Origin of the sequence: Haloimpatiens massiliensis (genome assembly GCF_900184255.1) — a bacterium.
Classification (GTDB): domain Bacteria; phylum Bacillota; class Clostridia; order Clostridiales; family Clostridiaceae; genus Haloimpatiens; species Haloimpatiens massiliensis.
Genome location: NZ_LT854640.1, coordinates 1,249,336 through 1,273,978, shown reverse-complemented (window position 1 = coordinate 1,273,978; position 24,643 = coordinate 1,249,336). Strand labels below are relative to the sequence as shown.

The 24,643-nt window shown below is 29.3% G+C and carries 24 protein-coding genes; 16 read left to right on the top strand and 8 right to left on the bottom strand.

Going from position 1 to position 24,643, the window contains the following annotated elements; all coding sequences use genetic code 11:
- Positions 1-217 precede the first annotated feature (217 nt).
- Positions 218-700, bottom strand: a complete 483-nt coding sequence (locus C1715_RS14255; protein ID WP_102401139.1) for a hypothetical protein — start codon at positions 698-700, stop codon at positions 218-220.
- Between the two features lie 191 nt (positions 701-891).
- Here C1715_RS14255 and rpsA point away from each other — a divergent pair, with 191 nt between their 5' ends.
- The 3 genes from rpsA to C1715_RS20085 all read left to right on the top strand — a co-directional run bounded on the left by rpsA (position 892) and on the right by C1715_RS20085 (position 3,258).
- A complete protein-coding gene (gene rpsA, locus C1715_RS14250; protein WP_102401138.1) occupies positions 892-2,064 on the top strand; it encodes a 30S ribosomal protein S1 in 1,173 nt (390 codons plus the stop codon).
- An 864-nt stretch (positions 2,065-2,928) separates the two neighbouring features.
- A complete protein-coding gene (locus C1715_RS14245; RefSeq protein WP_102401137.1) occupies positions 2,929-3,111 on the top strand; it encodes a CPC_1213 family protein in 183 nt (60 codons plus the stop codon).
- Between the two features lie 15 nt (positions 3,112-3,126).
- Positions 3,127-3,258 (top strand): hypothetical protein, encoded by a 132-nt coding sequence (locus C1715_RS20085; protein WP_278320114.1) that lies wholly within the window; start codon positions 3,127-3,129, stop codon positions 3,256-3,258.
- 90 nt (positions 3,259-3,348) lie between these two features.
- Here the strand turns inward: C1715_RS20085 and C1715_RS14240 are convergent, their stop codons facing one another.
- Entirely contained in the window at positions 3,349-3,909 is a 561-nt protein-coding gene (locus C1715_RS14240; RefSeq protein ID WP_102401136.1) for a ferritin family protein, read from the bottom strand.
- Positions 3,910-4,312: 403 nt separating this feature from the next.
- Here C1715_RS14240 and C1715_RS14235 point away from each other — a divergent pair, with 403 nt between their 5' ends.
- From C1715_RS14235 to pyrE, 9 genes are all read left to right on the top strand, one after another.
- Complete coding sequence (locus C1715_RS14235) at positions 4,313-5,071, top strand: EFR1 family ferrodoxin (RefSeq protein ID WP_102401135.1); 759 nt, start codon at positions 4,313-4,315, stop codon at positions 5,069-5,071.
- 16 nt (positions 5,072-5,087) lie between these two features.
- Complete coding sequence (locus C1715_RS14230; protein WP_102401134.1) at positions 5,088-5,951, top strand: pyridoxamine 5'-phosphate oxidase family protein; 864 nt, start codon at positions 5,088-5,090, stop codon at positions 5,949-5,951.
- 367 nt (positions 5,952-6,318) lie between these two features.
- On the top strand, positions 6,319-7,245 hold the full coding sequence (pyrB, locus tag C1715_RS14225) for an aspartate carbamoyltransferase (protein ID WP_102401133.1): 927 nt from the start codon (positions 6,319-6,321) through the stop codon (positions 7,243-7,245).
- On the top strand, positions 7,245-7,676 hold the full coding sequence (locus C1715_RS14220; protein ID WP_102401132.1) for an aspartate carbamoyltransferase regulatory subunit: 432 nt from the start codon (positions 7,245-7,247) through the stop codon (positions 7,674-7,676). The genes pyrB and C1715_RS14220 overlap by 1 nt, the downstream gene beginning before the upstream one ends.
- 92 nt (positions 7,677-7,768) lie before the next feature.
- Positions 7,769-8,959, top strand: a complete 1,191-nt coding sequence (locus tag C1715_RS14215; protein ID WP_102401131.1) for a dihydroorotase — start codon at positions 7,769-7,771, stop codon at positions 8,957-8,959.
- Positions 8,960-9,060: 101 nt separating this feature from the next.
- Complete coding sequence (gene pyrF, locus C1715_RS14210; RefSeq protein WP_102401130.1) at positions 9,061-9,930, top strand: orotidine-5'-phosphate decarboxylase; 870 nt, start codon at positions 9,061-9,063, stop codon at positions 9,928-9,930.
- A gap of 45 nt (positions 9,931-9,975) precedes the next feature.
- Positions 9,976-10,749, top strand: coding sequence for a dihydroorotate dehydrogenase electron transfer subunit (locus tag C1715_RS14205; protein ID WP_102401129.1), 774 nt, complete (start codon positions 9,976-9,978; stop codon positions 10,747-10,749).
- 270 nt (positions 10,750-11,019) lie between these two features.
- Positions 11,020-11,931: a dihydroorotate dehydrogenase gene (locus C1715_RS14200; protein ID WP_102401128.1), complete on the top strand. Its 912-nt coding sequence runs from the start codon at positions 11,020-11,022 to the stop codon at positions 11,929-11,931.
- Positions 11,932-12,074: 143 nt separating this feature from the next.
- A complete protein-coding gene (pyrE, locus tag C1715_RS14195; protein ID WP_102401127.1) occupies positions 12,075-12,641 on the top strand; it encodes an orotate phosphoribosyltransferase in 567 nt (188 codons plus the stop codon).
- 85 nt (positions 12,642-12,726) lie between these two features.
- Here the strand turns inward: pyrE and C1715_RS14190 are convergent, their stop codons facing one another.
- Positions 12,727-13,506, bottom strand: a complete 780-nt coding sequence (locus C1715_RS14190; protein ID WP_102401126.1) for a nitroreductase family protein — start codon at positions 13,504-13,506, stop codon at positions 12,727-12,729.
- 509 nt (positions 13,507-14,015) lie between these two features.
- On the bottom strand, positions 14,016-14,570 hold the full coding sequence (locus C1715_RS14185) for a ferritin-like domain-containing protein (protein ID WP_102401125.1): 555 nt from the start codon (positions 14,568-14,570) through the stop codon (positions 14,016-14,018).
- A 186-nt stretch (positions 14,571-14,756) separates the two neighbouring features.
- Between C1715_RS14185 and C1715_RS14180 the strand changes: the two genes are divergently transcribed.
- Positions 14,757-16,331, top strand: coding sequence for a DEAD/DEAH box helicase (locus C1715_RS14180; protein WP_102401124.1), 1,575 nt, complete (start codon positions 14,757-14,759; stop codon positions 16,329-16,331).
- Positions 16,332-16,422: 91 nt separating this feature from the next.
- On the opposite strand, the gene C1715_RS14175 is transcribed toward C1715_RS14180, so the two are convergent.
- On the bottom strand, positions 16,423-18,012 hold the full coding sequence (locus C1715_RS14175; RefSeq protein WP_102401123.1) for an ABC-F family ATP-binding cassette domain-containing protein: 1,590 nt from the start codon (positions 18,010-18,012) through the stop codon (positions 16,423-16,425).
- A gap of 173 nt (positions 18,013-18,185) precedes the next feature.
- Entirely contained in the window at positions 18,186-18,548 is a 363-nt protein-coding gene (locus C1715_RS14170; RefSeq protein WP_102401122.1) for a phage holin family protein, read from the bottom strand.
- Positions 18,549-18,789: 241 nt separating this feature from the next.
- Between C1715_RS14170 and C1715_RS14165 the strand changes: the two genes are divergently transcribed.
- The gene (locus C1715_RS14165; protein ID WP_102401121.1) at positions 18,790-19,593 is read left to right on the top strand and encodes a lipid II flippase Amj family protein; all 804 of its coding nucleotides are present in this window, start codon (positions 18,790-18,792) and stop codon (positions 19,591-19,593) included.
- Here C1715_RS14165 and C1715_RS14160 read toward each other — a convergent pair.
- Both C1715_RS14160 and C1715_RS19850 read right to left on the bottom strand, forming a co-directional pair.
- The gene (locus C1715_RS14160) at positions 19,586-20,149 is read right to left on the bottom strand and encodes a superoxide dismutase family protein (protein WP_102401120.1); all 564 of its coding nucleotides are present in this window, start codon (positions 20,147-20,149) and stop codon (positions 19,586-19,588) included. The two genes, C1715_RS14165 and C1715_RS14160, sit on opposite strands and share 8 nt — an antisense overlap.
- A 46-nt stretch (positions 20,150-20,195) precedes the next feature.
- The gene (locus tag C1715_RS19850; RefSeq protein WP_242971962.1) at positions 20,196-20,732 is read right to left on the bottom strand and encodes a hypothetical protein; all 537 of its coding nucleotides are present in this window, start codon (positions 20,730-20,732) and stop codon (positions 20,196-20,198) included.
- 155 nt (positions 20,733-20,887) lie between these two features.
- Between C1715_RS19850 and C1715_RS14150 the strand changes: the two genes are divergently transcribed.
- Both C1715_RS14150 and C1715_RS14145 read left to right on the top strand, forming a co-directional pair.
- Positions 20,888-22,957 (top strand): helix-turn-helix domain-containing protein, encoded by a 2,070-nt coding sequence (locus C1715_RS14150; RefSeq protein WP_102401119.1) that lies wholly within the window; start codon positions 20,888-20,890, stop codon positions 22,955-22,957.
- Between the two features lie 230 nt (positions 22,958-23,187).
- The gene (locus tag C1715_RS14145; RefSeq protein WP_102401118.1) at positions 23,188-24,474 is read left to right on the top strand and encodes an MFS transporter; all 1,287 of its coding nucleotides are present in this window, start codon (positions 23,188-23,190) and stop codon (positions 24,472-24,474) included.
- Positions 24,475-24,643: the final 169 nt, after the last annotated feature.

Genomic DNA, 24,643 nt, shown 5'->3' with positions numbered 1-24,643 from the left:
CAAGTCATTATGCTAGTCTATTTTGCGTCATACTGCGTCAGCAGAACCCACCGATAGTTCTACTAGCGGTGAAACCTGCTTCCTTGTCTGACACAAAATATACCAGCATCTTTGACTTGTTATTTATTTTCATGCACCTTATTGGGGATTGGACACCAGGGATTAAAAAATAGTTATAAATGAATAAATTAAATGATTTTTTATAATTCACAGATATTTATGAGGAGTTTAATTTTTTAAAAATCTGATTATTTAGCATAAAATTATATTGAGCATTATGTTTTTGCACGTCTTGTAATATTTCAAAAGCCATATTAGTGAAAGATTCATTACAAACACTTTGAATCATCAGTATATAAAAGTTAGTAAATAAATCAATGTACCTTTGATTATTGAAGAAGGCTGTTTGAATTCCTTCAATAAAGTCAGCAGGTTCAATAAAAGAATCTTTTTCAGTTATAGGTGGATTTTTACCATTAAAATATAAAAAAAAGTTTTTTAATAAACACTGATGCTTATTCATATCGTTTTTAATAGAATTTAATAAGGTTATTTCATTTTCATCTGATGTATTTTTTATTAAATAATTGAAAAGCTTTTGGTTATAATATTCTTTTTTTATATATTGAAAGGAAAGATTTATAGCATCATTTAAGCAATCTAACTTAACATTATAAACAGGTGGCATGCCATCGTACAAATTTATCACCTCCAGGGATAAAAATATATAACATATAAATGAACTAAAAGTGTATAATAATATAATATGAATAAAAATAACTTTTGTTGAAATAAATATTTTAAATTTATTTATATTTTTGTTTCTAATATGTTAAAATTTATATGAGTAACAATATTTTAAACATTTTTATAAAGTAAGGAGTGTTTTAGATGACTACAGAAAATATGAATGACATATCAATGAAAGAATTTATGGATCAAGTAGATGCAAGCATGAGAAAATTGCGCAAAGGAGAAATAGTAAAAGGAATTATAATAGGTTTGAATGAAAATGAATTAATAGTTAATATAGGATACATAACAGATGGAATAATACCTAAAAGTGAAATATTAGAGGACGAAGGAGAAATAAAAGATTATTTCAAGATAGATGAAGAAGTGTATGCATATATTTTAGATATTAATGATGGAGAAGGAAATGTACTACTATCTAAAAAGAAGGCTGATAGAGTAAAAGTATGGGACGACTTAGAGAGTTCTTATAAAAATGAAGAAGTATTTGAAGTTACAGTAAGTGAAATTGTTAAGGGTGGAGCTATTACTAAAATTAAGGGATTAAGAGCATTTATACCAGCATCACAACTTTCACTTTCATTTGTAAAGGACTTGAATGTATTTCTAGGAAAAACACTAAATGTTAAAATAATAGAATTTGATAGGAAAAAAGAAAAAATAGTATTGTCTGCAAGAGAAGTAGAGAAAAAAATTGCTGATGAAAGAAAGGCTGAATTATGGAATAGTGTCCAAAAAGGTGAAATTAGAAATGGAGTAGTTAAGAAGTTAGCCAAATTTGGAGCTTTTGTGGACATTGGCGGATTAGAAGGACTTGTACACGTATCTGAGTTATCTTGGGGAAGAGTTAAAGATCCATCACAGGTATTATCAGTAGGTGATAATGTAAAAGTTTATGTACTAGATGTAGATAAGGAGAAAGAAAGATTGTCCTTATCTATAAAAGATATAACTAATGATCCATGGGAAGAGGTTGGAGTTAAATTTAAAGTAAACGATGTGGTAGAAGGAACTGTGGTTAAGTTAACTAGTTTTGGTGCTTTTGTAGAGATAACTTCAGGAGTAGAAGGTCTTGTGCATTTGTCAGAAATATGTGAAGAAAATATAGCTAAGCCTTCAGATAAATTAAAAGTAGGAGATAAAGTTAAGGTTAGAATCTTAAGTTTAAATCTAGAAGAAAAAAGAATAAGTTTAAGTATTAAAGAAGCTATAGATAAGCCAGTGGAAGACTTTTCAGCTTTTTTAGATGAGGAAGAATCAGGTGTTAATTTAGGAGAACTATTTAAAGATAAATTTAAAGACCTTATGTAAGAATATTGTGATGTAAGTGCAATAAGAAAAATCTGTCTTTAAGTCCACAATAAATATATTTTTTAAGACTGTTCGCAATACGCCAAGAAATTCTAATGTTTTCAAATTTCAATACCCTAAAGCTTTCAAACTCGCTTCTGACGGCGCTCAAACATGAAAGCTTCTTAACGGGTATTGAAATTAGAAAACAAAGAATTTCTAAGGCTAGCTCAATAGTCTAAAAAATATATTTATTGTTACCTTAAAGACAGATTTTTCGGTTTATGCATAAGCTATTAAAGGAGGAAAACAGCTAACTAAAGGATGATTTTCCTCCGCTATGCTACAGAAAATCTTTTAATGGCGGATAGCCAACGTAAATAATATAGTTAAGACGCATATAAAAGCATTACTTTACGGCAAAATGTATTAAATTTTAGTTATTGCCTTATTTTTATGTGTAGTATAAAATTTACCGAAAGGCTACGCCTAAAAAAAGATTATAAACGCCTTTTTATTTATTTTATAAATTAAAGATTTCCCATAGCGAAGCGGAGGAAAATCATCCTTTAGTAGGCTTATCCTCTCAAACCACATACATATTAAACTAAAGATCTGATTTTAATGTAGTAATAAATGTGGAATTGGGGACTATTGAACTAGCCTTAGAACTTCTTATGTCTCACAGTTAAAGAACCGTTAAGAAGCTTTCATGTTTGAACGAGAGACGAGTGAGTTTGAAAGCTTTAGGGGCTTTAACTGTGAAACATTTAGAAGTTCTTGGCGTATTGTGAACAGTCCCAAATTATACATTTATTACGGAATTAAAATCAGATTTTTCTTCAATGTATTATTTCATAATATATTCTTACGGTGGAGTATAAAATGAAAATAGCGGGACAACATAATATTGAGGTGAAAAGTATTATGGAAAATAAGATGAAAAATACTAGGAATAATAAGAAAGAAGATGGAAAATTTAAGAAGAAAAATATAAAGCACGGACATGAAGAGAGTGCTAGAGCAGTTTTTGGTATGGAAAATCAAATAAAACCAATAGAGGATTAGAATAGGAGAATATATATGGCAAAGAAAATGTATGAAACTCATAAGAAGGGTAAGAAAAATGATGGGCATAAGCCAGAAGAAAGAGCAAAAGGTAATAAAAGGACAGAGGAAAGATACGAGAATTTCAATGGTGAGCCTATAGAATAAAATTTTCCCCAGTTTACTATGGATAACTGGGGAAAATTACATTATAAATAAATTTAATATTAAAGATTGTTTTAAATAATATCTGCTATTTTACAGTATAAAATCTTGTGGTATTCTTTGATACATTGGAAAATCAGCGTATCTGGTAAGATTTTCCTTAGAGTATTCGTCTTCTAAATCATTTCTTTTCTTTTCACAACAATTTAGATATAGTATATAGTTGTATTTTATGCTATGTTTTATTTCATCTGTTATTATTTCAAATAGCATATCTCTCGAGCATCTAGAAGGTAAGCCTCTCCTTATCTCTCTATATTTCTCTACAGCAGCTAGTTCGCCAAATAATGCCTTTTTAATTCCATCTATATAAGATTTAGGTTTTTTGAATTCTGAATCTTCACTTGGCGGAACATTCATTCCTGTTATTCCTTTATATATTTGTCTAAACATTTTGTTGTGTTTCAATTCATCATTTCTTATAGACTCTATTATTTCTTTTTCTTCTTTTGTTGGAGCTTTTTTAATTAAATATTCATAAAATTCAGCGTCTGACTTTTCACCTTGAATGGCTTCCTTAATCAGCTCTAAAGATCTATTTAAAGCTATCATATCGCAGGCCATTCCTCCATAATAATAAGGATTATTATACATATATACTATAAACCTCCAATAAATATTTACTCACTAGATAGTATATTAAACATTGTATAATAAGGTTCTTAAATATAGGTGTTTTAAATATTTTTAACATAAAAATTAAATTTTAATTAAATATTATACTCAAATGTCAAAATAGTGTGAAAATATGGTATAATATTATATATTACAAATTAAGCATATATAAACTAGGTTTTTAATTTCAAATACAGATTTTATTAAACTTACAAATCATTATATACAGGTATAAGTATTGTATTTATTATCTTAATTTAGTAGTACTATTTTGGATAGATGTGAAATGAATCTTATTTTGGGTTAATATTAAAAAAATAGTAATTAATTAGTATCATTTATAATAATGATAAATAAAATAAATATTTAGGGAGAAGAATATATGAGTGGAGCTATAATTTATTTCTCAGCCACAGGAAACACTAGGTATGTGGCAGAAGCATTTAAAAAAGAATTTTATAAGAATAATATAGAATGTAAATTAATAGATATAGTTAAATGTAATAAAGTAGATTTGCATCATGAATTCTATATTTTTGGCTCACCTATATATGCAGAAATGTTTCCTGATTATTATATGAATTGGGTAAAAGTAAATATTAAAAATGGCAAAGGTAAAAAGGCTATAATATTTTCAACTCAAGCTTCAAGTAGTGGTACAGGCATGGAAAGTCTTAGGAGAATATTAGAGGAAAAGGGATTTAAAGTGGTAATTCAGAAATCTATACCAATGCCAAATAATTATTATGTAGTAGCTTTTAATAAAAATAGTATAGAGGAAAAACTTAAAATTTGTAAGGAAGCTACAAAAAAAGTTTCTGATTTAGTGAAAGATTTTCTGCTAGGAAAAGAATGCATAGAAGAAGTATCGAGGATTAGACTAAGTTTAGGTACTATAGTATACAAGTTATTTAGTAAATACAGTAAAAATTGGGCTAGAAAAAAACTAAGCGTGGATTATGAAAAATGTATTAAATGTAAAAAATGTTCAGAAAATTGTCCTACAAGCAATATAAATATAGGTGTAGTCATAACATTTAATTCTAGGTGCATATCCTGTCAAAGATGTATACATATATGCCCTAAGAATGCATTTCTATATAAAGGTAAGGGTTTTGAGCAATATAAATTAGAAAAATAATAGGAGGGGTTGTTTTATGCAAAGAACTATGATAATTTATGAAGGATTAGAAGAAACTACTGAAAAAATCGTTAAGAAAATGTCACTAGTACTAGGACCTTCAAGATATTGTACTACAGAAGGATTTAAAGAGGATTATAAAAATTATGATTTATTTGTAATTGCAGCTCCAGTATTTGGAGAAAAAATAAATGATAAAATTTTAAAATTTGTAATAGAAAATGCAACTTGGCTTATTAATAAAGAAGTAGGATTAGTATGTACAGATGTTGAAAAGGATCCAGGAATAAAGGCATTAAAAAAGCTTCAGTCCATATTAGGGAGCGCAGTAGTACATTGTAAAACTATAAAATGTGATAAATGCATAGAAGAAATAGTACAGTTTTCTCTAGAACTTAAAAGAATAAGAGAAAGTTTTTTAAAGACTATGCCAAAAGATGATTTAAAGAAATGTATAGATACTTTTATAAGTTCTCATAAAAGTTGTGATTTGGCTACAGGATATAATAATTGGATAAGATCAACTCCAATAGAATATATATATAAAGATGGATGCATGTATATATTGTCAGAGGGTGGAAAGAAATTTGCAAATATAATATTAAATAGTAGGGTTAGTGTAAGCATATATGAAAATTTTACAGATATGAGTAATTTAGAAGGTATGCAAATAAGAGGAAAAGCTGAAATATTAGAGTTGGATACAGAAGAGTATAAAGAAATATTGAAATTAAAAGGCATTGATGAAGCAAAATTGGATTTAATGCCTGGAATACTAAATTGTATAAAAATTAACTTTGATAAAATAGAATATTTAAGTTCTAAATTTAAATCTTTAGGATATAGTACAAAACAAATCTATTATTATAAACCATTTTAATACTATAATATAGTCTCTGTAATATATTAGAAACTTATAGAAAAAATTATTTCCTCATTTTTTCATTAGTGAACTATAGTATTTCTATATGATTTAAAGGAATATTTATTTAATTTTTTAAATGTCCTTGATTTTTGTATAACTACTGTGGTAAAATACAGAAAGAAAAAATAATATAGCCTTTAAGAACAATCCAGAGAGATTGGGAAGGAAAATAGAAGTACAAATATATTTACGAGATAAGTATATGTACCTTTTATAGCTATAGATAAATTGTGATTTGTGTATTCTATGCCTTCCCTTAAGGGAAGGCATTTTTAATACCTTTAAGACTAGTCCAGAGAGACTAAAAAGGAGGAAAATAGATATGTTAAAAGGAAGAAATTTAATTGACCCTATGGATTTTACTACAGAAGAATTAGAGGAAATTTTTGAAAGAGCAGAGGACATAATTGCAAACCCAAAAGATTACATGCATGTATGTGACGGAAAGCTATTAGGTACACTTTTCTTTGAACCAAGTACAAGAACAAGATTGAGTTTTGAAGCAGCTATGCTTAGACTTGGAGGAAGTGTTTTAGGATTTTCAGAGGCAGGTTCTAGCTCAACAGCTAAGGGTGAGAGCGTAATGGATACAGTGAAAACTGTAAGTTGTTATGCTGATGTAATAACCATGAGACACCCTAAAGAAGGAGCTCCAGTAGTAGGTGCTATGGGAGCAGATGTGCCTATAATAAATGCCGGAGATGGAGGGCATCAACATCCAACTCAAACATTAACAGATCTACTAACCATAAGATGTAAAAAGGGAAACCTATCTAATTTAACAATAGGTCTTTGTGGAGATTTAAAGTTCGGTAGAACAGTACACTCACTAATAAAGGCCATGTCTAGATACGAGAATAATAAATTTGTATTAATATCTCCAAATGAATTGAGAATTCCAGATTACATAAGAACAGAAATATTAGAAAAAAACAATATAGAATTTATAGAAGTTGAGAAATTAGAGGATGTAATAGGAAAGTTAGATATATTATACATGACAAGAGTTCAGAAAGAAAGATTCTTCAATGAAGCAGATTATATAAGACTTAAAGATAGCTATATATTAGATAATGAAAAAATGTCTAAGGCTAAGGAAGATATGATAGTAATGCATCCACTACCTAGAGTAAATGAAATAGCATATGAGGTGGATAGTGATCCTAGAGCATGTTATTTCAAACAAGCAAAATACGGAATGTTCGTTAGAATGGCTTTAATAACAAAACTTTTGGGGGTGGAAAAATAATGTTAAAAGTAGATAGTGTTAAAAAAGGTATTGTAATTGACCATATTAAAGCAGGAATGGGAATGAAGATATTTAACTTTCTAGGTCTTGATAAAATAGATGGCTCTGTAGCTTTAATAATGAATGCTTGTAGTGAAAAGATGGGTAAAAAAGATATTATAAAAATTGATAATGTAATTAATATGGACTTTACAATGATAGGTATAATGGATCCTAATGCCACTGTAAATATAATAGAAAATGAACGAATAAAAGAAAAAATAGCATTAAAGTTACCGGACAAAGTGGAGGATTTAATAAAGTGTAAAAATCCAAGATGCATAACTTCTGTAGAAAAATATATACCACATGTTTTTTATCTAGTAGATAGGGAAAAAGGACAATATAGATGTAAATATTGTGATGAGGCACACAATTTAGAAAGAGAATAAAATAATAATCCCCAGTAGCCAATCGCTAATTTTCAAATTAAAATGAAGATTAGGGATTGGGGACTGGGGACTAAATTGAAGGGGGTTTTTATATGGAGCTTCTTATAAAAAATGCTAAAGTAGTGGACTCATCACAAAGTTTTATAGGTGATGTTTATGTAAAACATGGAATAATAAATGAGATAGGAATAGATTTACATAAACATTGCGATGTTTTAGATGCAAAAGGAACTGTATTAATGCCAGCTTTTGTGGATTTGCATGCTCACTTTAGAGAGCCTGGATATACTTACAAAGAAGATATATTAACAGGATGTTCTGCGGCAGTAAAAGGTGGATATACAACAGTAAATTTAATGGCTAATACAAAACCAGTATGTAGTAGTATGGATATGGTTAATTACATTGTTGATAAAGGAAATAAAATAGGATTGGTAGATATAAATCAAGTGGTTTCTATAACAGAAGGACTTAAGGGGGAAAGCCTTAAACATTTAGATACTATAGATAAATCTGTAAGATTTATCTCAGATGATGGCAGAGGTGTTCAAGATAGCAAAACAATGCTAAATGCTATGATAAAAGCTAAAGAGAAAGGATTAACTGTCATTGCTCATGAGGAAAATGAAGACATAAAAGATTGTGATACGAGACTTGCAGAAAATTTAATGACATGGAGAGATTTAACTTTAGCTAGGGTTACTGGTGCTAGACTTCATGTTACTCATATGAGTACTAAAGAAGCCGTAAAGGACATTATAGAGGCAAAAGAAAGTGGATTAGAAGTGACTTGTGATGTAACTCCACACCATATAGCTCTTACTAAAAATGAAGATTATAGAGTAAATCCACCTTTAAGAGAAAGGGAAGATACAGATTTTATAATAGAGGCTATAAAAAATAATTATATAGATGCTATAGGCACAGATCACGCTCCGCACTCTAAAGAGGATAAAGAAAAAGGAGCCAATGGAATATCAGGAATAGAAACGGCTTTTTCAGTATGCTATACAAAGTTGGTGCGAGAAAAAGGCTTGAGTTTAAATAAATTAGTGGAAATTATGAGTAAAAATCCAGCAAAAATATTGGGCGTGAATAAGGGAGAAGTGAAAATAGGATATAAAGGAGATTTGGTTCTAGTAGATTTAGATAAGAAATGTACTGTGGATTGTATGAGCTTTAGGTCAAAAGGAAAAAATTCACCTTTCCATGGTAAAGAAGTTTTTGGTGAAATAATTAAGACAATTAAAGAGGGGAAAATTGTATATAGTAGGGAAGAGTAAAAATATACTTAGATTTAAAATATACTCAGACTAAAAAAATATTTTTAGATTAAATATATAATGTGAATTTTTTTATAAAATATACTTTTGGAGGTAAAAAATTGATTATAGATAGATTATACCAAAGCGTAAAAGAGAAAGGTCCTGTATGTGTAGGATTGGACACAGCAGTTGAATATATACCAGAGGAATTTTTGAAAAAATATGATTCACTAGAGGATGGAATAGTTAGTTTTAACCAAAGAATAATAGATGCTACTATTGAAAATGCAGCATGCTTTAAAGTGCAAATAGCATATTATGAAGCTTTGGGACTTTTAGGACTTAGGGCATATAAGAGAACTTTAGATTATATAAAGGAAAAGAAAGCTATATCTATAGCTGATATTAAAAGAGGAGATATAGCTAAGACTGCACAAATGTATGCTAAAGCTCATTTCGAAGGAGATTTTGAAAGTGATTTTATAACATTAAGCCCATATATGGGAATGGATAGTGTAGAGCCTTATTTGGAATATGTATGTAAAAAAGAAAAGGGGTTATTCTTACTATTGAGAACTTCTAATGAAGGAGCAAAGGATATACAATATATAACAACGAAAAGTGATAAAAGAGTGTATAACGTTGTAGGTGAAAAGATACAAAATATAGGGGAAAAGTACCTAGGAAACTGTCAATATAGCAGTATAGGAGCAGTGGTAGGATGTACTCACGGAGAGGAAGCAGAAAAAATTAGAAAAGACTTAAACAAAACATTTTTCCTAATACCTGGATATGGTGCTCAAGGTGGAGGAGCTAAAGATGTAGCATTATATATGAATAAGGGGAATGGTGGTATAGTAAATTCTTCTAGAGGTATACTTCTTGCATATAGAAAGAAGGAAAATGGTGAAAAAGAGTTTGATAGATGGGCTGGGGAAGAAACATTAAATATGAGAAAAGCGCTGGAAGAGGCTTGTAAAAATATATAAGTAAGTTAGGAATATTAATTATATAATTCTGGAGGATAAAGTATAATGATTTGTTCCATAGAAAAAGTATTGAAAAATGAAAAAATATGTGAAGATATATATAAAATAAGTATTGAAGGAAACTTTGAAGGAAATCCTGGTCAATTTTACATGTTGAAGGTTCCATATAAGGAACCTCTTCTTCCAAGACCTATTAGTATATACGAATCTGGGGATGGAAAAATCGAATTTTTATATAAAGTAGTAGGTGAGGGGACAAAACTTCTATGTAAACTTAAACAAGGTGATGAAATTCAAGTTTTAGGACCTTTAGGTAACAGTTTTAATTTAAAAGACAGTGCCAAAAAAGTAGCTATGGTGTCAGGTGGAATCGGAATAGCTCCGTTAGCATTCTTGTCAAGACGACTAAAAAAAACATGTATAGACTTTTATGCAGGATTCTACAATGAGTCATATGCTGTGGATAATGTGGAAAAAAATGTTAATAACTTATACATATCCATGGAAAAAGAAATAAATGGTAATAAATTACAAAGTTATGCACAGAAAAGTAATTTAAAAGTTGTGGATAACTCTTATATTACGGATATTTTTAAGCCTGAAAAGTATGAAATTGTATATTGTTGTGGTCCAAAAGTAATGATGGAAAAGGTCGTAAAAATGTGTAAAGATAAGAATGTGCCGGTTTATGTATCCATGGAAAATAAAATGGCTTGTGGCATTGGAGCGTGTCTTGGTTGTACATGCGAAACTGAGGATGGATATAAAAGGGTTTGTAATGACGGCCCAGTGTTTAAAGGGGAGCAGATTATGTTTTAGGATTTATAATAATCTGTGAGGTAATTTTAATAGAAAGATTAAAAAATTAAATATCCTATTAAGGCACATTCAAATAAATAACAAGTCAGTATGCTAGTCTATTTTGCGTCATACTGCGTCAGCAGAACCCACCGATAGTTCTACTAGCGGCGGAACCTGTTTCCTTGTCTGACACAAAATATACAGCATCTTTCACTTGTTATTTATTTTCATGCACCTAAAACAGAATATTTTGATGAATTTTAAAACTGTGAGAGGATTTGATGATATATGAGTAATATAGATACTTCTTTAAGTATATGTGATGTGATTTTTAAAAATCCTGTTATTGCAGCTTCAGGAACCTTTGGTTTTGGACAAGAGTTTAATAAGATATATCCTGTAGAAAAGTTAGGTGGTATATGTTCAAAGGGATTAACTTTAAATGAGAAAGCTGGCAATGCTGGTGTTAGAATACATGAAACTAGAGCTGGGATGATGAATAGTGTGGGACTTCAAAATCCTGGAGTAGATTCTTTTATAAAAAAAGAACTCCCTAATATGAGGGAATTAGGCACAAATATTATAGCTAACCTAGGTGGAAATAATTTAGAAGATTACCTAAAGGGAGTAGAAAAATTAAATAATACAGATGTTCAAATGATAGAACTTAATATATCATGTCCTAATGTGAAACAAGGGGGCATGGCTTTTGGAATAAAATCAAAAGTTGCATATGATGTGGTTAAGGAAGTAAAAAAAATATGCAAAAAACCTCTTATGGTAAAGCTTTCACCTAATGCGGAGAATATAGTAGATATGGCATTAAAATGTGAGGAAGCAGGGGCAGATGCACTTTCATTAGTAAACACATTTAAAGCCATGGCCATAGATATAAATACAGGTAAACCTGTGTTTGAGAATATATTTGCGGGACTTTCAGGTCCTTGCATAAAGCCCATAGCCTTGAGAATGGTATATGAAGTTTGTGAAAATGTTCATGTGCCTGTAGTGGGGATGGGGGGAATAGAAAATTGGAAAGATGCAGTGGAGTTTTTAATGGCAGGGGCTTCAGCGGTACAAATAGGAACAGTAAATTTTTCAAATCCATATGCATGCTTAGATATAATTAATGGTATAGAAGCATTTATGGAAAGAAAACATATTAGCTCCTTATCACAAATTAAAATGTGTATAAAATAAATTATATTTCTATAAAATAAGTGTTATTAGCTATAATTTAATTTTCGTAGTTATAAATTATAATTTTAAATTACAAATTTAAAATTAATGAGAAAACTCTTTTGAAAGTTTTTTATAAAATATAAATACTGGGAGGAATTATAATGAATAGTATGGTTATAGATATATTGAAGGAATGTGATGCTCTTTTAGAAGGACATTTTTTATTGTCTAGCGGAAAACACAGTAATAGATACGTGCAATGTGCAAAATTACTTCAATATCCAAATAAAGCAGAGAAAGTTTTGAAAGTAGTTACAGATAAAATAAAAGATGTGGAGTTTGATATAGTTGTAGGTCCTGCCATGGGAGGAATTATAGTAGCATATGAAATAGGAAGACAAACAGGAAAGCCTGCTATATTTACTGAAAGAGTAGATGGAAAGATGGATTTAAGAAGAGGATTTGAAATACAGAAGGGGCAAAAGATATTAATAACTGAAGATGTAGTAACTACAGGAAAATCTTCTATGGAAACAGCAAGATTATTAGAAGAATTAGGTGGAGAAGTGGTAGGTATTTGTTGTATAGCTGATAGGGGAGAAAGTAATATGCCTTATAAAATATATAGTGCTACAAGAATAGAAGTTAAAAGTTACGAAAAGGAATCCTGCCCTTTATGTAGAGAGAAAATACCATATGTAAAACCAGGAAGTAGAAATATAAAATAGTTTATTTTCATGTACCTTATATAATAAAGAAGCTACCTACATAAAAATAGGTAGCTTCTTTCATTACATTTTAAATTTTGTAGCTTTAGTTAGAAATTTCTATGCTAGTAATATATTTAAGATTTTTAATAGGTAAAAGCTCGTACTTTTTTAAACAAGTGTTAAATCCAAGTTCTTCGGCAGCGGTCATCATATGACAGAGACCAATTCCTATATCAATAAAGTTTAATTTATCTAATATTTTTTCAGAGATAAAATTTTTATTTTTCATATATACATGCAAAGTATTTTTTTCTACTACTATTCTCCAAGGTTGTGAGTTAACAGCAGAAGGAGCTATTCTTAAGGCATTTAATATTGGAAGGAAATCTTCTTTTATTTTACCCTGTACAAACTGATTTATGTTTAATCTATTTCTTTTAGAAATAGGTGATAAATCTTCTTCAGCATATCCAAAAGATATTAAAATTATATAGGATTGATTAGTTTTTATAGGAGCTATTTGATTAAATACATTTCTAGCAATAGATCTACCTAGCCAGCAGCTTCCAATGCCTAAAGCTGTTAATTTAAATATCAATTGTTCCCCTATAAATCCAACATTTTCTAGATAACCAGGTGCTTCTTCAGAAGTAATTGCAATATAATGAGGTGCTATTACTTTAGAGTATATATTTGCAATTCCCTTGAATGTTTTTGTAATTACTTCTCCATTTTCGAAAAATATAATGTCAAAAGGTATGTGGTTAAGGGGAGTTAGTTCATTTACAAACCATTTTATTGCATCCATGTGAGCTCTAGATATGGCTTGGCTTTTATATCTTCTTACGGATCTTCTTAAATTCATGGCTTCAATATTGCTCATAATATCCCTCCAATCCACCTATTATTTTGTTTAAGTTGTGGCTATGAATGAAAAATTTTCATATTACATATAAAAATTATTAACACTAAATTTAAATTTGTTACTTGCTTATAAGTAATATTTAAATTTATGTATTAACTAAATTATAATTTAAAGAAATTATTTTTGCAAATTTTCACATTATTCTTTAAACATTTTTATTTTTGTTTTATTATTTGTCTTTCACCTAGTCCCTAGCACCTTAATATAGATTAGCACTTAATTTATATTTTATTAAAAGCTTCTAAAGGAGTTTTATTATTAATTAATCATTCGTAAATTGATTATTGAGTACATCTTTTCTTAGTTATAATTAAACAAAAAAGCAATTGTGATTTTATAACTAAGAAAATTGAGCAACTAAATAATGGGTAGATATAAGGGAGTGGGGACTAGGGACTTTTAGTACATATATATATTTGCAAAATTTTTTTATAGATTATTTTAAATTTATATTAGTGTAAATATCATTACTTAAGGGGTCTATAAATAATACCACAGAATTTTTTTAATGCCTCATTAAAAAGGCGTATATGAACTTTTTCGTCTAGAATAATTCTTTTAAGTATTGCTTTAATATAAGGGTCCTCAATGGCAAATATATGTTTTTGATATTCGTCTATAGCTTTATATTCTGAATCTATGTCAGCTTTTAATCTTTCACAAAGAGTTATTCCATAATAAATAAAACTTCCATTCCAAAAGTTCCCGCAAGTACTATAAGAACCTCTAATTACTGGGTTACCTCCTAGTTTTTTTATAACATTTGCTAATATCTCCATGTGAAGCATTTCTGTTATAGATACATTTTCTAGAAGTTCTCCTAGCTCATCACTAATATCCTTAAAAAAGAAGTAATGATACAAATATTGACTAATAGCAGTAAATTCACTAACCATTCCTGCATAATCATCCATTAATATAGAAGCATAATAAAGATTAGGGCGAAGTACTTTTACTTCAGGATATGGAGATGGATCAGAGTATTTATCTCTTTTATGCATTTCATAATCAATTTTACTCAAAATATATTCCTCCTAAACATCAATGTATTACTACTATATATTTTTGTTATTGAAAAATTATGAATATATAGGCAATGTTTTTTAAAAATTATTTTTCAAGTTATAAATTCTTGCTAGTTTAGAAATAATAGATAATATAAATTATTTTGGTGAAAATTATTTTTATCAAAAGAAAGAGGAGAAGATATGGAAAATTTAAAATTTGAAGATTTAGGTTTTAATAATAATATTCTAATGGCTATAGATGATATGGGATTTGAAGAACCATCTAAGATTCAACAAGAAGTTATACCCGTTCTTTTGAAAGGATTTGATGTTATAGGTCAGGCTCAAACAGGTACTGGAAAAACTTTTGCTTTTGGAGCTCCAATTTTAAATAATTTTGAAAAAAGTACTGGCAAAATATATAGTCTTATTTTAGCACCTACAAGAGAATTGGCTATTCAAGTAAATGATGAGATATCACGTATAGCAAAGCATACTAAAATTAAACTTCTGCCTGTATATGGAGGGCAACCTATAGAAAGACAGATTAAAACTTTAAAAAATGGAATAGATATTGTTGTAGGTACCCCAGGAAGAGTTTTGGATCTTATAAGAAGGAAGGTAATGGATTTAGGTTCTATTAAATTTCTAGTACTTGATGAAGCAGATGAAATGCTTAATATGGGATTTATTGAAGATATAGAAGAGATAATAAATAAATGTAGTAGTGAAAGACAAACATTATTATTTTCTGCTACTATGCCAAATGAAATAAAAAAACTTAGTAAAAAATATATGAAACCGGAAACAAAGCAGATATCTATAATAAAAAGTGCTATGACCGTATCTACTGTAAGTCAATATTATTATGAAATTAAGCAAAAGGAAAGATTTGAATCATTTTGCAGAATACTAGATGTAGATGCCCCTTCCACTGCAATTATTTTTTGCAGAACTAAAAAGGGAGTAGATCAATTAGTAGAGTCTATGCAAGCTAGAGGTTATAACGTAGAGGGAATGCATGGAGATATGAAGCAGAATCAAAGGATGAATACCTTAAGAAAATTCAAGGATGGAAATCTTGAATTTTTAGTAGCAACAGATGTAGCAGCTAGGGGGATTGATATTGAAAATATATCTCATGTTATAAATTATGATTTGCCCCAGGACGTAGAGTCTTATGTACATAGAATTGGAAGAACGGGCAGAGCTAATAGGGAAGGTACAGCGTACACTCTTGTTACTTCCAGGGAATACAGTCTTTTAAAACAAATTGAAAAGGCCACAAAAAGTAAAATAAAAAGAAAAGAAATTCCAACTATAGATGATATATTTTATGCTAAGTATGAAAATATGCGTGTTAAAATAAAAGAAACATTGGAGCGGGAGGATTATAAAAAGTTTATTCCTTTAGCTAAGGAAATGGATGATGAATTTAGTTTAGTGGATGTAGCAGCTGCACTGATGAAAAACATATATGATAAAGAAATAAGTTATGATTATACAGAAAATAATCTGGGAGGCAGTTCTTATAATGTAAGATTATTTTTAACCGTTGGCCGCATGGATAAGCTAAGTGCAAAGGGTTTAGTTCAATTTTTATGCGATACTGCTAAGGTAGATAAAGAAGATATTGGCGATATAGATATACTACAGAAGTTTTCTTTTGTAGACGTAACGGAAAAAGCTTCTAATTATATAATAAATTATTGTTCAGGTAAAAGGCTTTGTGGAAGAAAAGTAAAGATTGAAGTGTCGAAATCTAAAAAAAGATAAAAAATATGGTGATGTATTTAAGTATAGTAGCTCTAAAGCTTACTATTGAATTAAGAATGAGTTTTAGAGCTAGCACTATACTAAATAATTTTTATAGATCCATAGTTTCTAGATATTCATCATAAGTCATTTTTTTATCTACTATACCAGTAGGTTTAATTTCTATAATTCTATTCGCAATGGTTTGAATAAATTGATGGTCATGAGATGTAAACAAAATATTGCTCTTATAATCTCTTAAACCATTATTTAAGGCGGTAATGGATTCTAGGTCTAGGTGGTTAGTAGGTTGATCTAAAAGAAGTACATTTGCAGTGCTTAACATCATTTTAGAAAGCATACATCTAACTTTTTCTCCTCCAGAAAGTACATTTGCCTTTTTTAAGGCTTCCTCACCGGAGAATAGCATTTTACCTAGAAAGCCTCTTAAATAGCTTTCAGATTTTTCCTCTGAAAATTGACGGAGCCAATCTACAAGGGATATGTCTACACCATTAAAAAATTCTGAGTTGTCTTTAGGAAAATATGAAGTTGTAATAGTGATTCCCCATTTATAGGAGCCGCTATCGGGTTCTATTTCACCTGTTAATATTTTAAATAATGTAGTGTTGGCTATTTCGTTTTCTCCTACAAAGGCAATTTTATCTCCTTTAGAAACTATAAAAGATATATTATCAAGTACTTTGATGCCATCGATAGTTTTAGTTAGTCCATCTACTACAAGTATGTCGTTACCTACTTCTCTTTCTGGTTTAAATCCAACATAAGGATATCTTCTGGTAGATGGCTCAATATCATCTAAGTTAATTTTATCTAATAGCTTCTTACGAGAAGTAGCTTGCTTAGATTTAGAAGCATTAGCACTGAAACGAGCAATAAAGTCTTGAAGCTCTTTAATTTTTTCTTCTTTCTTTTTGTTTTGGTCTTTAGCCATTTGAAGAGCTAATTGACTAGATTCATACCAAAAATCATAGTTTCCAACATATAATTTAATTTTACCGAAGTCTACATCAGCCATATGGGTACAAACTTTATTTAAAAAGTGTCTGTCATGAGATACTACAATTACAGTTCCTTCAAATGCAATTAAAAATTCTTCTAACCAGTTGATAGATTTTATATCTAAATGGTTTGTAGGCTCGTCCAAAACTAATATTCCAGGATTGCCAAATAAGGCTTGAGCTAGTAGTACTTTAACCTTTTCACTACCGGATAATTCCTCCACTTTTTTATAGTGTAAATCAGTTTCTATACCTAATCCTTGAAGAAGAGAAGAGGCTTCAGATTCAGCTTCCCATCCATTTAATTCTGCAAATTCGCATTCAAGTTCAGAGGCTTTAATACCATCTTCGTCGTTAAAATCAGGTTTTGCATAAAGAACTTCTTTTTCTTTTATAATGTCATATAGTCTTTTGTTTCCCATAATGACTGTTTCTAAAACTTCATACTGGTCATATTCATAATGATCTTGTTTTAAAACAGACATTCTAGTTCCATGAGCCACAGAAACATCGCCTGTATTAGGTTCTATTTCTCCAGATAAAATTTTTAGAAAAGTACTTTTACCAGCTCCATTAGCACCTATAACTCCATAACAATTGCCAGGAGTGAATTTTAAGTTTACATCTTCAAAAAGTTTTCTCTCACCATATCTTAAGCTAACATTGGTTATATTAATCACGTTCATTCCATCCTTTACTTAGATTTTCATACTCAATTCGACATTATATCATAAAAAACCATGGATTTCACTCATAAAAATAAAGGATGCAACAAAATATTTGGAGCACCCTTTATTAAGAATATTGTTTAATTCTAAGTAATAATACATTTTAAAATTTTTAATAATTAAAATTACATAACCCTACCAGGTATTATAGCATCAACTATTCCAATGATAACTGCTGCTATTAGTGCACCTAATATAGTAACTCGCATAGTAGGTACTATAAATTGTGTTAAGTAAAGTATTAATGCTGCAATTAAGAAACCTTTTATGCCTTTTCCAAAAGGTGATGCATCTACTTTCATAAATCTTTCTACTAAATAATCTAATACGCTTATTACTACTGCGGCTAATAATAATGGCCATAATCCGTCAATAGTAAAACCAGGTGTTAAAAAGGCTGTTATACTAACTACTACAGCAGTTACTACTAATCTAATTAAGTAATTAACAATACCCGATTGTTCTTTTTCAGGTCTATTTTCACTCATGTTCAATCACTCCTTGTTTAAATCATTATTTACATATATTTTGCACAAAAATACTAAAAATATTACTTATATACCTTAATTTTTGTAAGTAAAATTTAATTTAGTATGAATGATTATATGAGCATTATAAACAATCATCTTTAATTTTAAATTTAAAATTAAAATATATGATATAATTAATATTATGATTTTAACTTGACTAAACATATTTAAAAATTTATGTTTTTTATTGGAGGGAAAAATGTCAACACAAATAATTGTTGTACTTTTACTAACTTTTATAATATACGTTATATCTACATTAGCATATTCAGTGAGAATAGTTGGAGTGAGGACAGGAAGAATAGCTATATCTTTTGCAGTGTTCAATGTGTTTGCTTTGATATCAAGGACTGCAAATACTATACAAGCACCACTATTGGCTAAAAATATAGAGAATAGTATAAAGATTGGTAATTCTAAAGAATTGTTATATATGTTTAGATGGATATTGTTTTCCACCACATTAGCTACTATAACAGGAGCTCTTTTGATGCCTACATTTATAAAAGTATTTTCTAAAGCAGTGGAGGCTTTTAGTGTACATCGTTCTATACCTAAGTTATTAATACATGGATTTTCAAAATCAGGAGTTGAACAGTTTAAAAGAAGTATTACTAAGCCAACTAGAAGCAACATAGCTCAATTAAAAAGTTTTAAAAGAATACCTAAAAAAGTTGTAGTTTTAAGCACTATAGCCTTCTCAATTTCTACAGTTGGAGTGTTATCTTCATTATATGCTGGTTGTTTAAACCCAGAATTAAGAACTACTTGTAGTACACTATCCTCAGTTATTAATGGTGTATCTACTATATTGATGTTTATATTTGTAGATCCCTTCGTATCTATGTTAACAGATGATGTTATAAGAGGAGAGTGCAGCGAGGTACAGTTTAATAGATGTATAACCTTTATAGTAGCAGGGTTAATAGTAGGAACTTTAGTAGCACAAGTTCTTCTAGTACCCGCTGCAAAAATAATTGGATTTGTGGCAAAGATTATATAATAACCCCACAGGCTAATCTTCTGCCAGCATTTCCAGAAGGCTGGCTCCTGTAGTCATCAGGACTTTCGTGTATAATTACGGATTTACCTATGACGTCTTTAACTTTAAATTTATTTGTAAAGAAGCACATAGCTGCATAACCGTTATTTGAAAATAGTACAGGAAAATCACCAGCGTGGTTTCCATGTGGCTGATTTGTAGGGTTCCAATGTTCACCAGCTCCTTTAAAAGGAGAATTAGCATCGCCTATGGCGCAATTTCCAAATTGGTATATATGGAATCCATGAGGGCCTATAGGAGGATTATTTCCAGAAGCAGGCTTATATTCAGGAAGCCCTGTAACCTTAATGCAAACTTGAGTACCACCGGGGACATCCATAAAATACACTACTCCTCTTATATCAGGTGCAAGTGGACTAGGTGTTAATTGTGCATAAGCAGTATTTTTTAGAGGAGGGTTTGAGTCTTTTCTAAAATAATTTTCTAGAAAATTATAATTACAGAAATCATAATTGTAATTTTCTTCATTAAAATATGGGCAATAATAAGAATACATATTAAAAACCTCTTTTACTCTATACTTATTAAAAAAATATATATCACTATACACAGTAGAAGGAATCTATTTTTCTTAAATCAAGACCGAAATAAACCCATCTAAATCTCATCCATCGCCATCCACTTATGGATTTTTTACCTACATAGGTTAAGTAAGTCCAATAGGATCTTCCATTGCTTTGCCATATATAGGTAAACCTGTATAGACAAGGTCTTATGGAACCAGTGTCAACAGCTTTTGTACTTATTCCTCCAGACTTTGCTGTAGATTTGTTAGGAGTGAAACTTGGTGGAGGTGCAGTTGGAGGTCCTTGCATATTTGGGGTATTAGACATACCAGGGAAAGGTGGCATATTCATTTGTCTTTGTCCTCCTGGTAATTGGCGCATTCCGTGCATTTGAGCAAAAGGACAAAATTCACAGGAGATGCCTATAGGATAATAATCATTAGAATTCATATAGGAATAGTCAAGTTCATCCAAATCCAAGTCATCGAAATCTGAGTCATCAAAATAATTCTCATATAGATCCATATCATTGAAATCCATAGGATCTATATTTTCATTTTTGTAAATTTCCATAATGTATTTAATCTCCTATTAAATTGATACAATATATAATATGTAGAATAATTATTATGGTTACTTAATTATAATATGCAAATTAGAGATTGATGAATTTTGTAGTATAATAAAAATGTATATGTAAAAGTAAGAGGAGGTAAACATGAGTAAGTATGAGGCGTGAATATGTAAATTATATGACTGAGTTACCAATAGCAATTTCCATGATAAATATAATACAATATCCTATACATTGGCACGATAGCATAGAAATATTATTTGTACTTAAGGGTAGCATAAGCGTAACGATTGAAACTGAGAAATATGAAGTTGAAGAAGGAGAAATTGAGATAATAAATTGTGATGAAGCTCACAGTATAAAAGCTATACAAGAAGAAAATAAAGTACTTTTGTTTCATTTGGATCCTAATTTTTTTGAAAAGTACTTTAATGATATAAGAAATATATTTTTTTATACAAATTCATCAGAAGAAGGAGCACAGGAAGAAGAAAAATACTATATACTTAGAAGATATTTATCTATATTGGTTTGTGAGGCTATTCAAAAGGTAGATAAATATGAAGATAATATAGAAGAAAATTTAGTAGAACTATTATATCATCTTATAAATAATTTTCATCAACTTATGTATGAAAGAGAAACCTTAAAAGATAATGATGAACAGTTTAAGAGATATGATAGAATTGTTAGATATATATATAGTAATTATAAAGACAAAATAAGTCTTCAAGAAATAGCAAAAAAAGAGTTTTTAAGTTCAGACTATTTATCCCATGAAATAAAAAATACTGTAGGATATAGTTTTAAGGATTTTTTAAATTTAACGAGAGTAGAAGAATCTATAAAATTGCTACTAGATACGGATATGACAGTATCGGAGATTTCTGAGGAATTAGGTTTTTCTCATATTAGATATTTTAATAAGCATTTTAAGAAGCACTATAATTGTACGCCACTTCAATATAGAAAGAAATATAAAGTAGATGATGAAAAACTTGAAGATTTAAAAATGACTAATGTATTAGATATAAAGGAAAGTTTAGAATATGTTTCTGTTTACTTAGAAGATTATGATAGATATAATTACGAAAATAAAATAGTAAAGATAGGTATAAATCCTTTAGCTGAAAAGGAAGAATTTCAACATAATTTTAGAGAGACTATTAGTATAGGGGAAGCTAAAGAATTATTAAAGGAATCGGGGAGAAGTTTTGTAGCTGAACTGCAAAAGAATATAGAATTTAGTTATGCTATAATATACGATGTTTTTTCAGATCATATGGGTGTTGGAATATGCAATGAGGATTTTTTCAACTGGAATGAAGTAAAAGAAGTTATAAACTTTCTACTATCTATAAAATTAAGACCCTTCATAGTTATAGATAATAAGATAAGAATAGATAAGTTAAAAATTATATTGGAAAGCTTTGTGAGTTATTTCAGAGAAGAATATGGAGATTATGAATTATTAAAATGGAAAGTTAACATTTCTCAGGAATTATCTAAAGAAAATAGTAAAGTGGTAGAAGAAGCACTTAATGGATACTTAAATATTGAAGAATATTATGTACCAAAACTTAATAGAGATCTAATATATGATACTTGCTACATGATACCATATATAATAGAAAACTCTGTAGAGGGTAATAATTTATATTTCAAAGCTTTTGATTGTATGGTTTCTGGAGAGCATATTACTAATGAATTATTTCTTGGGGATTATGGTTTAGTAAATCAACATGGAATGAAAAAGCCATCTTATTATGCTTATTATTTCTTATCTAAACTAGGGGATACGTTAATAGATAAGGGAGATGGGTATATAGTTACTAAACAAGGAGATGATATTCAAATATTGTTATGTAGTTATGGTGATGAAATAACCCAATTAATAATGTTTGAAAATATGTTAAAAAAGAGAGGGATAAAGAAGACTGCGGAAAGAAAGTTTTCTTTAAACATAGTTAATTTATCCTATGATTATAATATAATTAAATATGAAATAAATGAAAAACAAGGTTCTACTTATAATTATTGGATTAATATGGGTAAACCTAAAAGATTAAAAGAGGAGGAAGTAGAACTTTTGAAAAATACTTCATTTCCTAAAATTTCTTTTGGATTTGCTAAAAGGAGTATGGTTTATAATATTGTATCTAAAATACATGGATATGGAGCTACTCTTATAGTATTAAAAAAAGTACAAAAGCACCTTTATTGATATGTGATATGCCCCCTGTCAAGTAGACAGGGGGCATATCAATTAGGGTGCTTTACTTATTTTAGAATAGTATATTGCATATAGAATATTGGTGAATTATAATATTATTGTATGATCTAAGATATTCCATATAAAATATATGGGACTAAAAATGTAAAAAAAAGCAATAGAAGAAAAGAAATAATACTTGTATGTGTTAGTAAATTCAAGTATTGATAAGGGGGCAAAAAATGAGTGATACACCAATTAAAGAAAATATGGTAATAGCAAAAGAAAAACTTTGGAATAAGAATTTCTTTTTACTATGGCAGGGCCAGTTAATTTCTGCTCTTGGGGATGTGGTTTATGAAATAGCTCTTGGTTTTTGGATATTAGCGGTAACGGGCTCTACAGCATTAATGGGAACACTTATGGCAGTATCAACTTTGCCTAGAGTCATATTATCTCCTTTTGCAGGTGTATTTGTAGATAGGTGGGATAGAAAAAAAGTAATAGTTGTTGGGGATTTAATAAGAGGTGTATGTATTACATTTATTGGTGTGGCAGCATGCTTAGGCTTTATAAAAATATGGATGGTTTTTGTGGCGGGAATAATAATGAATCTATGTGCGGCATTTTTTAATCCAGCAGTCAGCTCCACACTTCCAGATATAACACCTAAATCTAAATTAGTAAAAGCAAATTCAGTGTACAATATGATATATACAGGCACTAATATAGTGGGTAATTCAGCAGGTGGATTTATATTTAAAATATTAGGAGCACCTATTATGTTTTTAATAAATGGTATTTCATATTTATTTTCAGCTTTTACTGAAATATTTATTAAAATTCCTGAAATGCATAGGGAAACAAATAAAGAAAAAAGTACATTTTTTAATGATATGAAAGATGGATTTAGGTTTGTTTGGAAATTTAAAGGCTTGAGAAATTTTCTTATAATGGCAGCTGCTATGAATTTCTTTGGTGGAATAGGAATTATGCTCTTAATACCTTTTTTTAATATGAATGCAAGCCTTGGTCCTGCTAAATATGGTATTGCATCTGGAGTTATGTCCTTGGGCATGTTTTTAGGTATGTTATGCGTGTCTGTTATAAATATTCCACAAAAAAAGAAGTTTATGATATTTACAGGATCTTTTGTACTTTCAATAATATTTTGGATGATATTTCCTTTGATTAGTATATTCCCAATAATGGCAATTATATTAGGAATAGGTGGATTTTTAAATGCAATATTTAATGTATTATTTAGTTCCACTGTTCAGTTAACAGTGCCACAGGAGTATAGGGGAAAAGTATTTTCTTTAATAGCTACAATTTCAGGTGGATTAACTCCAATAGCATTTGCTGTAGGAGGAATATTGGCAGAGTTTATTCCTATAAAAATACTTATTTCTTCATGTTTTTTAATAGCTTTACTAATATTTTTACCTGTAGGTTTTACACAATCTTCAAGGAGGTTTATTGAATTTAATCCAGATAATGAAACTTTAGATGACATACTCAATGTATAATTAATTTTAAAAAAGTACAAAAAGCACCTTGGTTAAGGTGTTTTTTTGTTTATTTCCGCAAAATAACATTTTCAGAAGTAAGCAAGTTTATACTTAATTATAAGCATATAAGTGAATGTAATGATTATTATTTTAAATTATAATGTTAATATAAGAGTTTAAAAAATAG

Coding starts and splice junctions, on each gene's coding strand:
- C1715_RS20085 (WP_278320114.1), top strand. CDS start 3,127: ATGGCAAAGAAAATGTATGAAACTCATAAGAAGGGTAAGAAAAATGAT.
- C1715_RS14235 (WP_102401135.1), top strand. CDS start 4,313: ATGAGTGGAGCTATAATTTATTTCTCAGCCACAGGAAACACTAGGTAT.
- pyrB (WP_102401133.1), top strand. CDS start 6,319: ATGTTAAAAGGAAGAAATTTAATTGACCCTATGGATTTTACTACAGAA.
- C1715_RS14205 (WP_102401129.1), top strand. CDS start 9,976: ATGATTTGTTCCATAGAAAAAGTATTGAAAAATGAAAAAATATGTGAA.
- C1715_RS14230 (WP_102401134.1), top strand. CDS start 5,088: ATGCAAAGAACTATGATAATTTATGAAGGATTAGAAGAAACTACTGAA.
- C1715_RS14215 (WP_102401131.1), top strand. CDS start 7,769: ATGGAGCTTCTTATAAAAAATGCTAAAGTAGTGGACTCATCACAAAGT.
- C1715_RS14200 (WP_102401128.1), top strand. CDS start 11,020: ATGAGTAATATAGATACTTCTTTAAGTATATGTGATGTGATTTTTAAA.
- C1715_RS19850 (WP_242971962.1), bottom strand. CDS start 20,732: ATGGAAATTTACAAAAATGAAAATATAGATCCTATGGATTTCAATGAT.
- pyrE (WP_102401127.1), top strand. CDS start 12,075: ATGAATAGTATGGTTATAGATATATTGAAGGAATGTGATGCTCTTTTA.
- C1715_RS14190 (WP_102401126.1), bottom strand. CDS start 13,506: ATGAGCAATATTGAAGCCATGAATTTAAGAAGATCCGTAAGAAGATAT.
- rpsA (WP_102401138.1), top strand. CDS start 892: ATGACTACAGAAAATATGAATGACATATCAATGAAAGAATTTATGGAT.
- C1715_RS14220 (WP_102401132.1), top strand. CDS start 7,245: ATGTTAAAAGTAGATAGTGTTAAAAAAGGTATTGTAATTGACCATATT.
- C1715_RS14165 (WP_102401121.1), top strand. CDS start 18,790: ATGTCAACACAAATAATTGTTGTACTTTTACTAACTTTTATAATATAC.
- C1715_RS14170 (WP_102401122.1), bottom strand. CDS start 18,548: ATGAGTGAAAATAGACCTGAAAAAGAACAATCGGGTATTGTTAATTAC.
- C1715_RS14160 (WP_102401120.1), bottom strand. CDS start 20,149: ATGTATTCTTATTATTGCCCATATTTTAATGAAGAAAATTACAATTAT.
- C1715_RS14245 (WP_102401137.1), top strand. CDS start 2,929: ATGAAAATAGCGGGACAACATAATATTGAGGTGAAAAGTATTATGGAA.
- C1715_RS14145 (WP_102401118.1), top strand. CDS start 23,188: ATGAGTGATACACCAATTAAAGAAAATATGGTAATAGCAAAAGAAAAA.
- C1715_RS14180 (WP_102401124.1), top strand. CDS start 14,757: ATGGAAAATTTAAAATTTGAAGATTTAGGTTTTAATAATAATATTCTA.
- C1715_RS14240 (WP_102401136.1), bottom strand. CDS start 3,909: ATGTATAATAATCCTTATTATTATGGAGGAATGGCCTGCGATATGATA.
- C1715_RS14150 (WP_102401119.1), top strand. CDS start 20,888: ATGAGGCGTGAATATGTAAATTATATGACTGAGTTACCAATAGCAATT.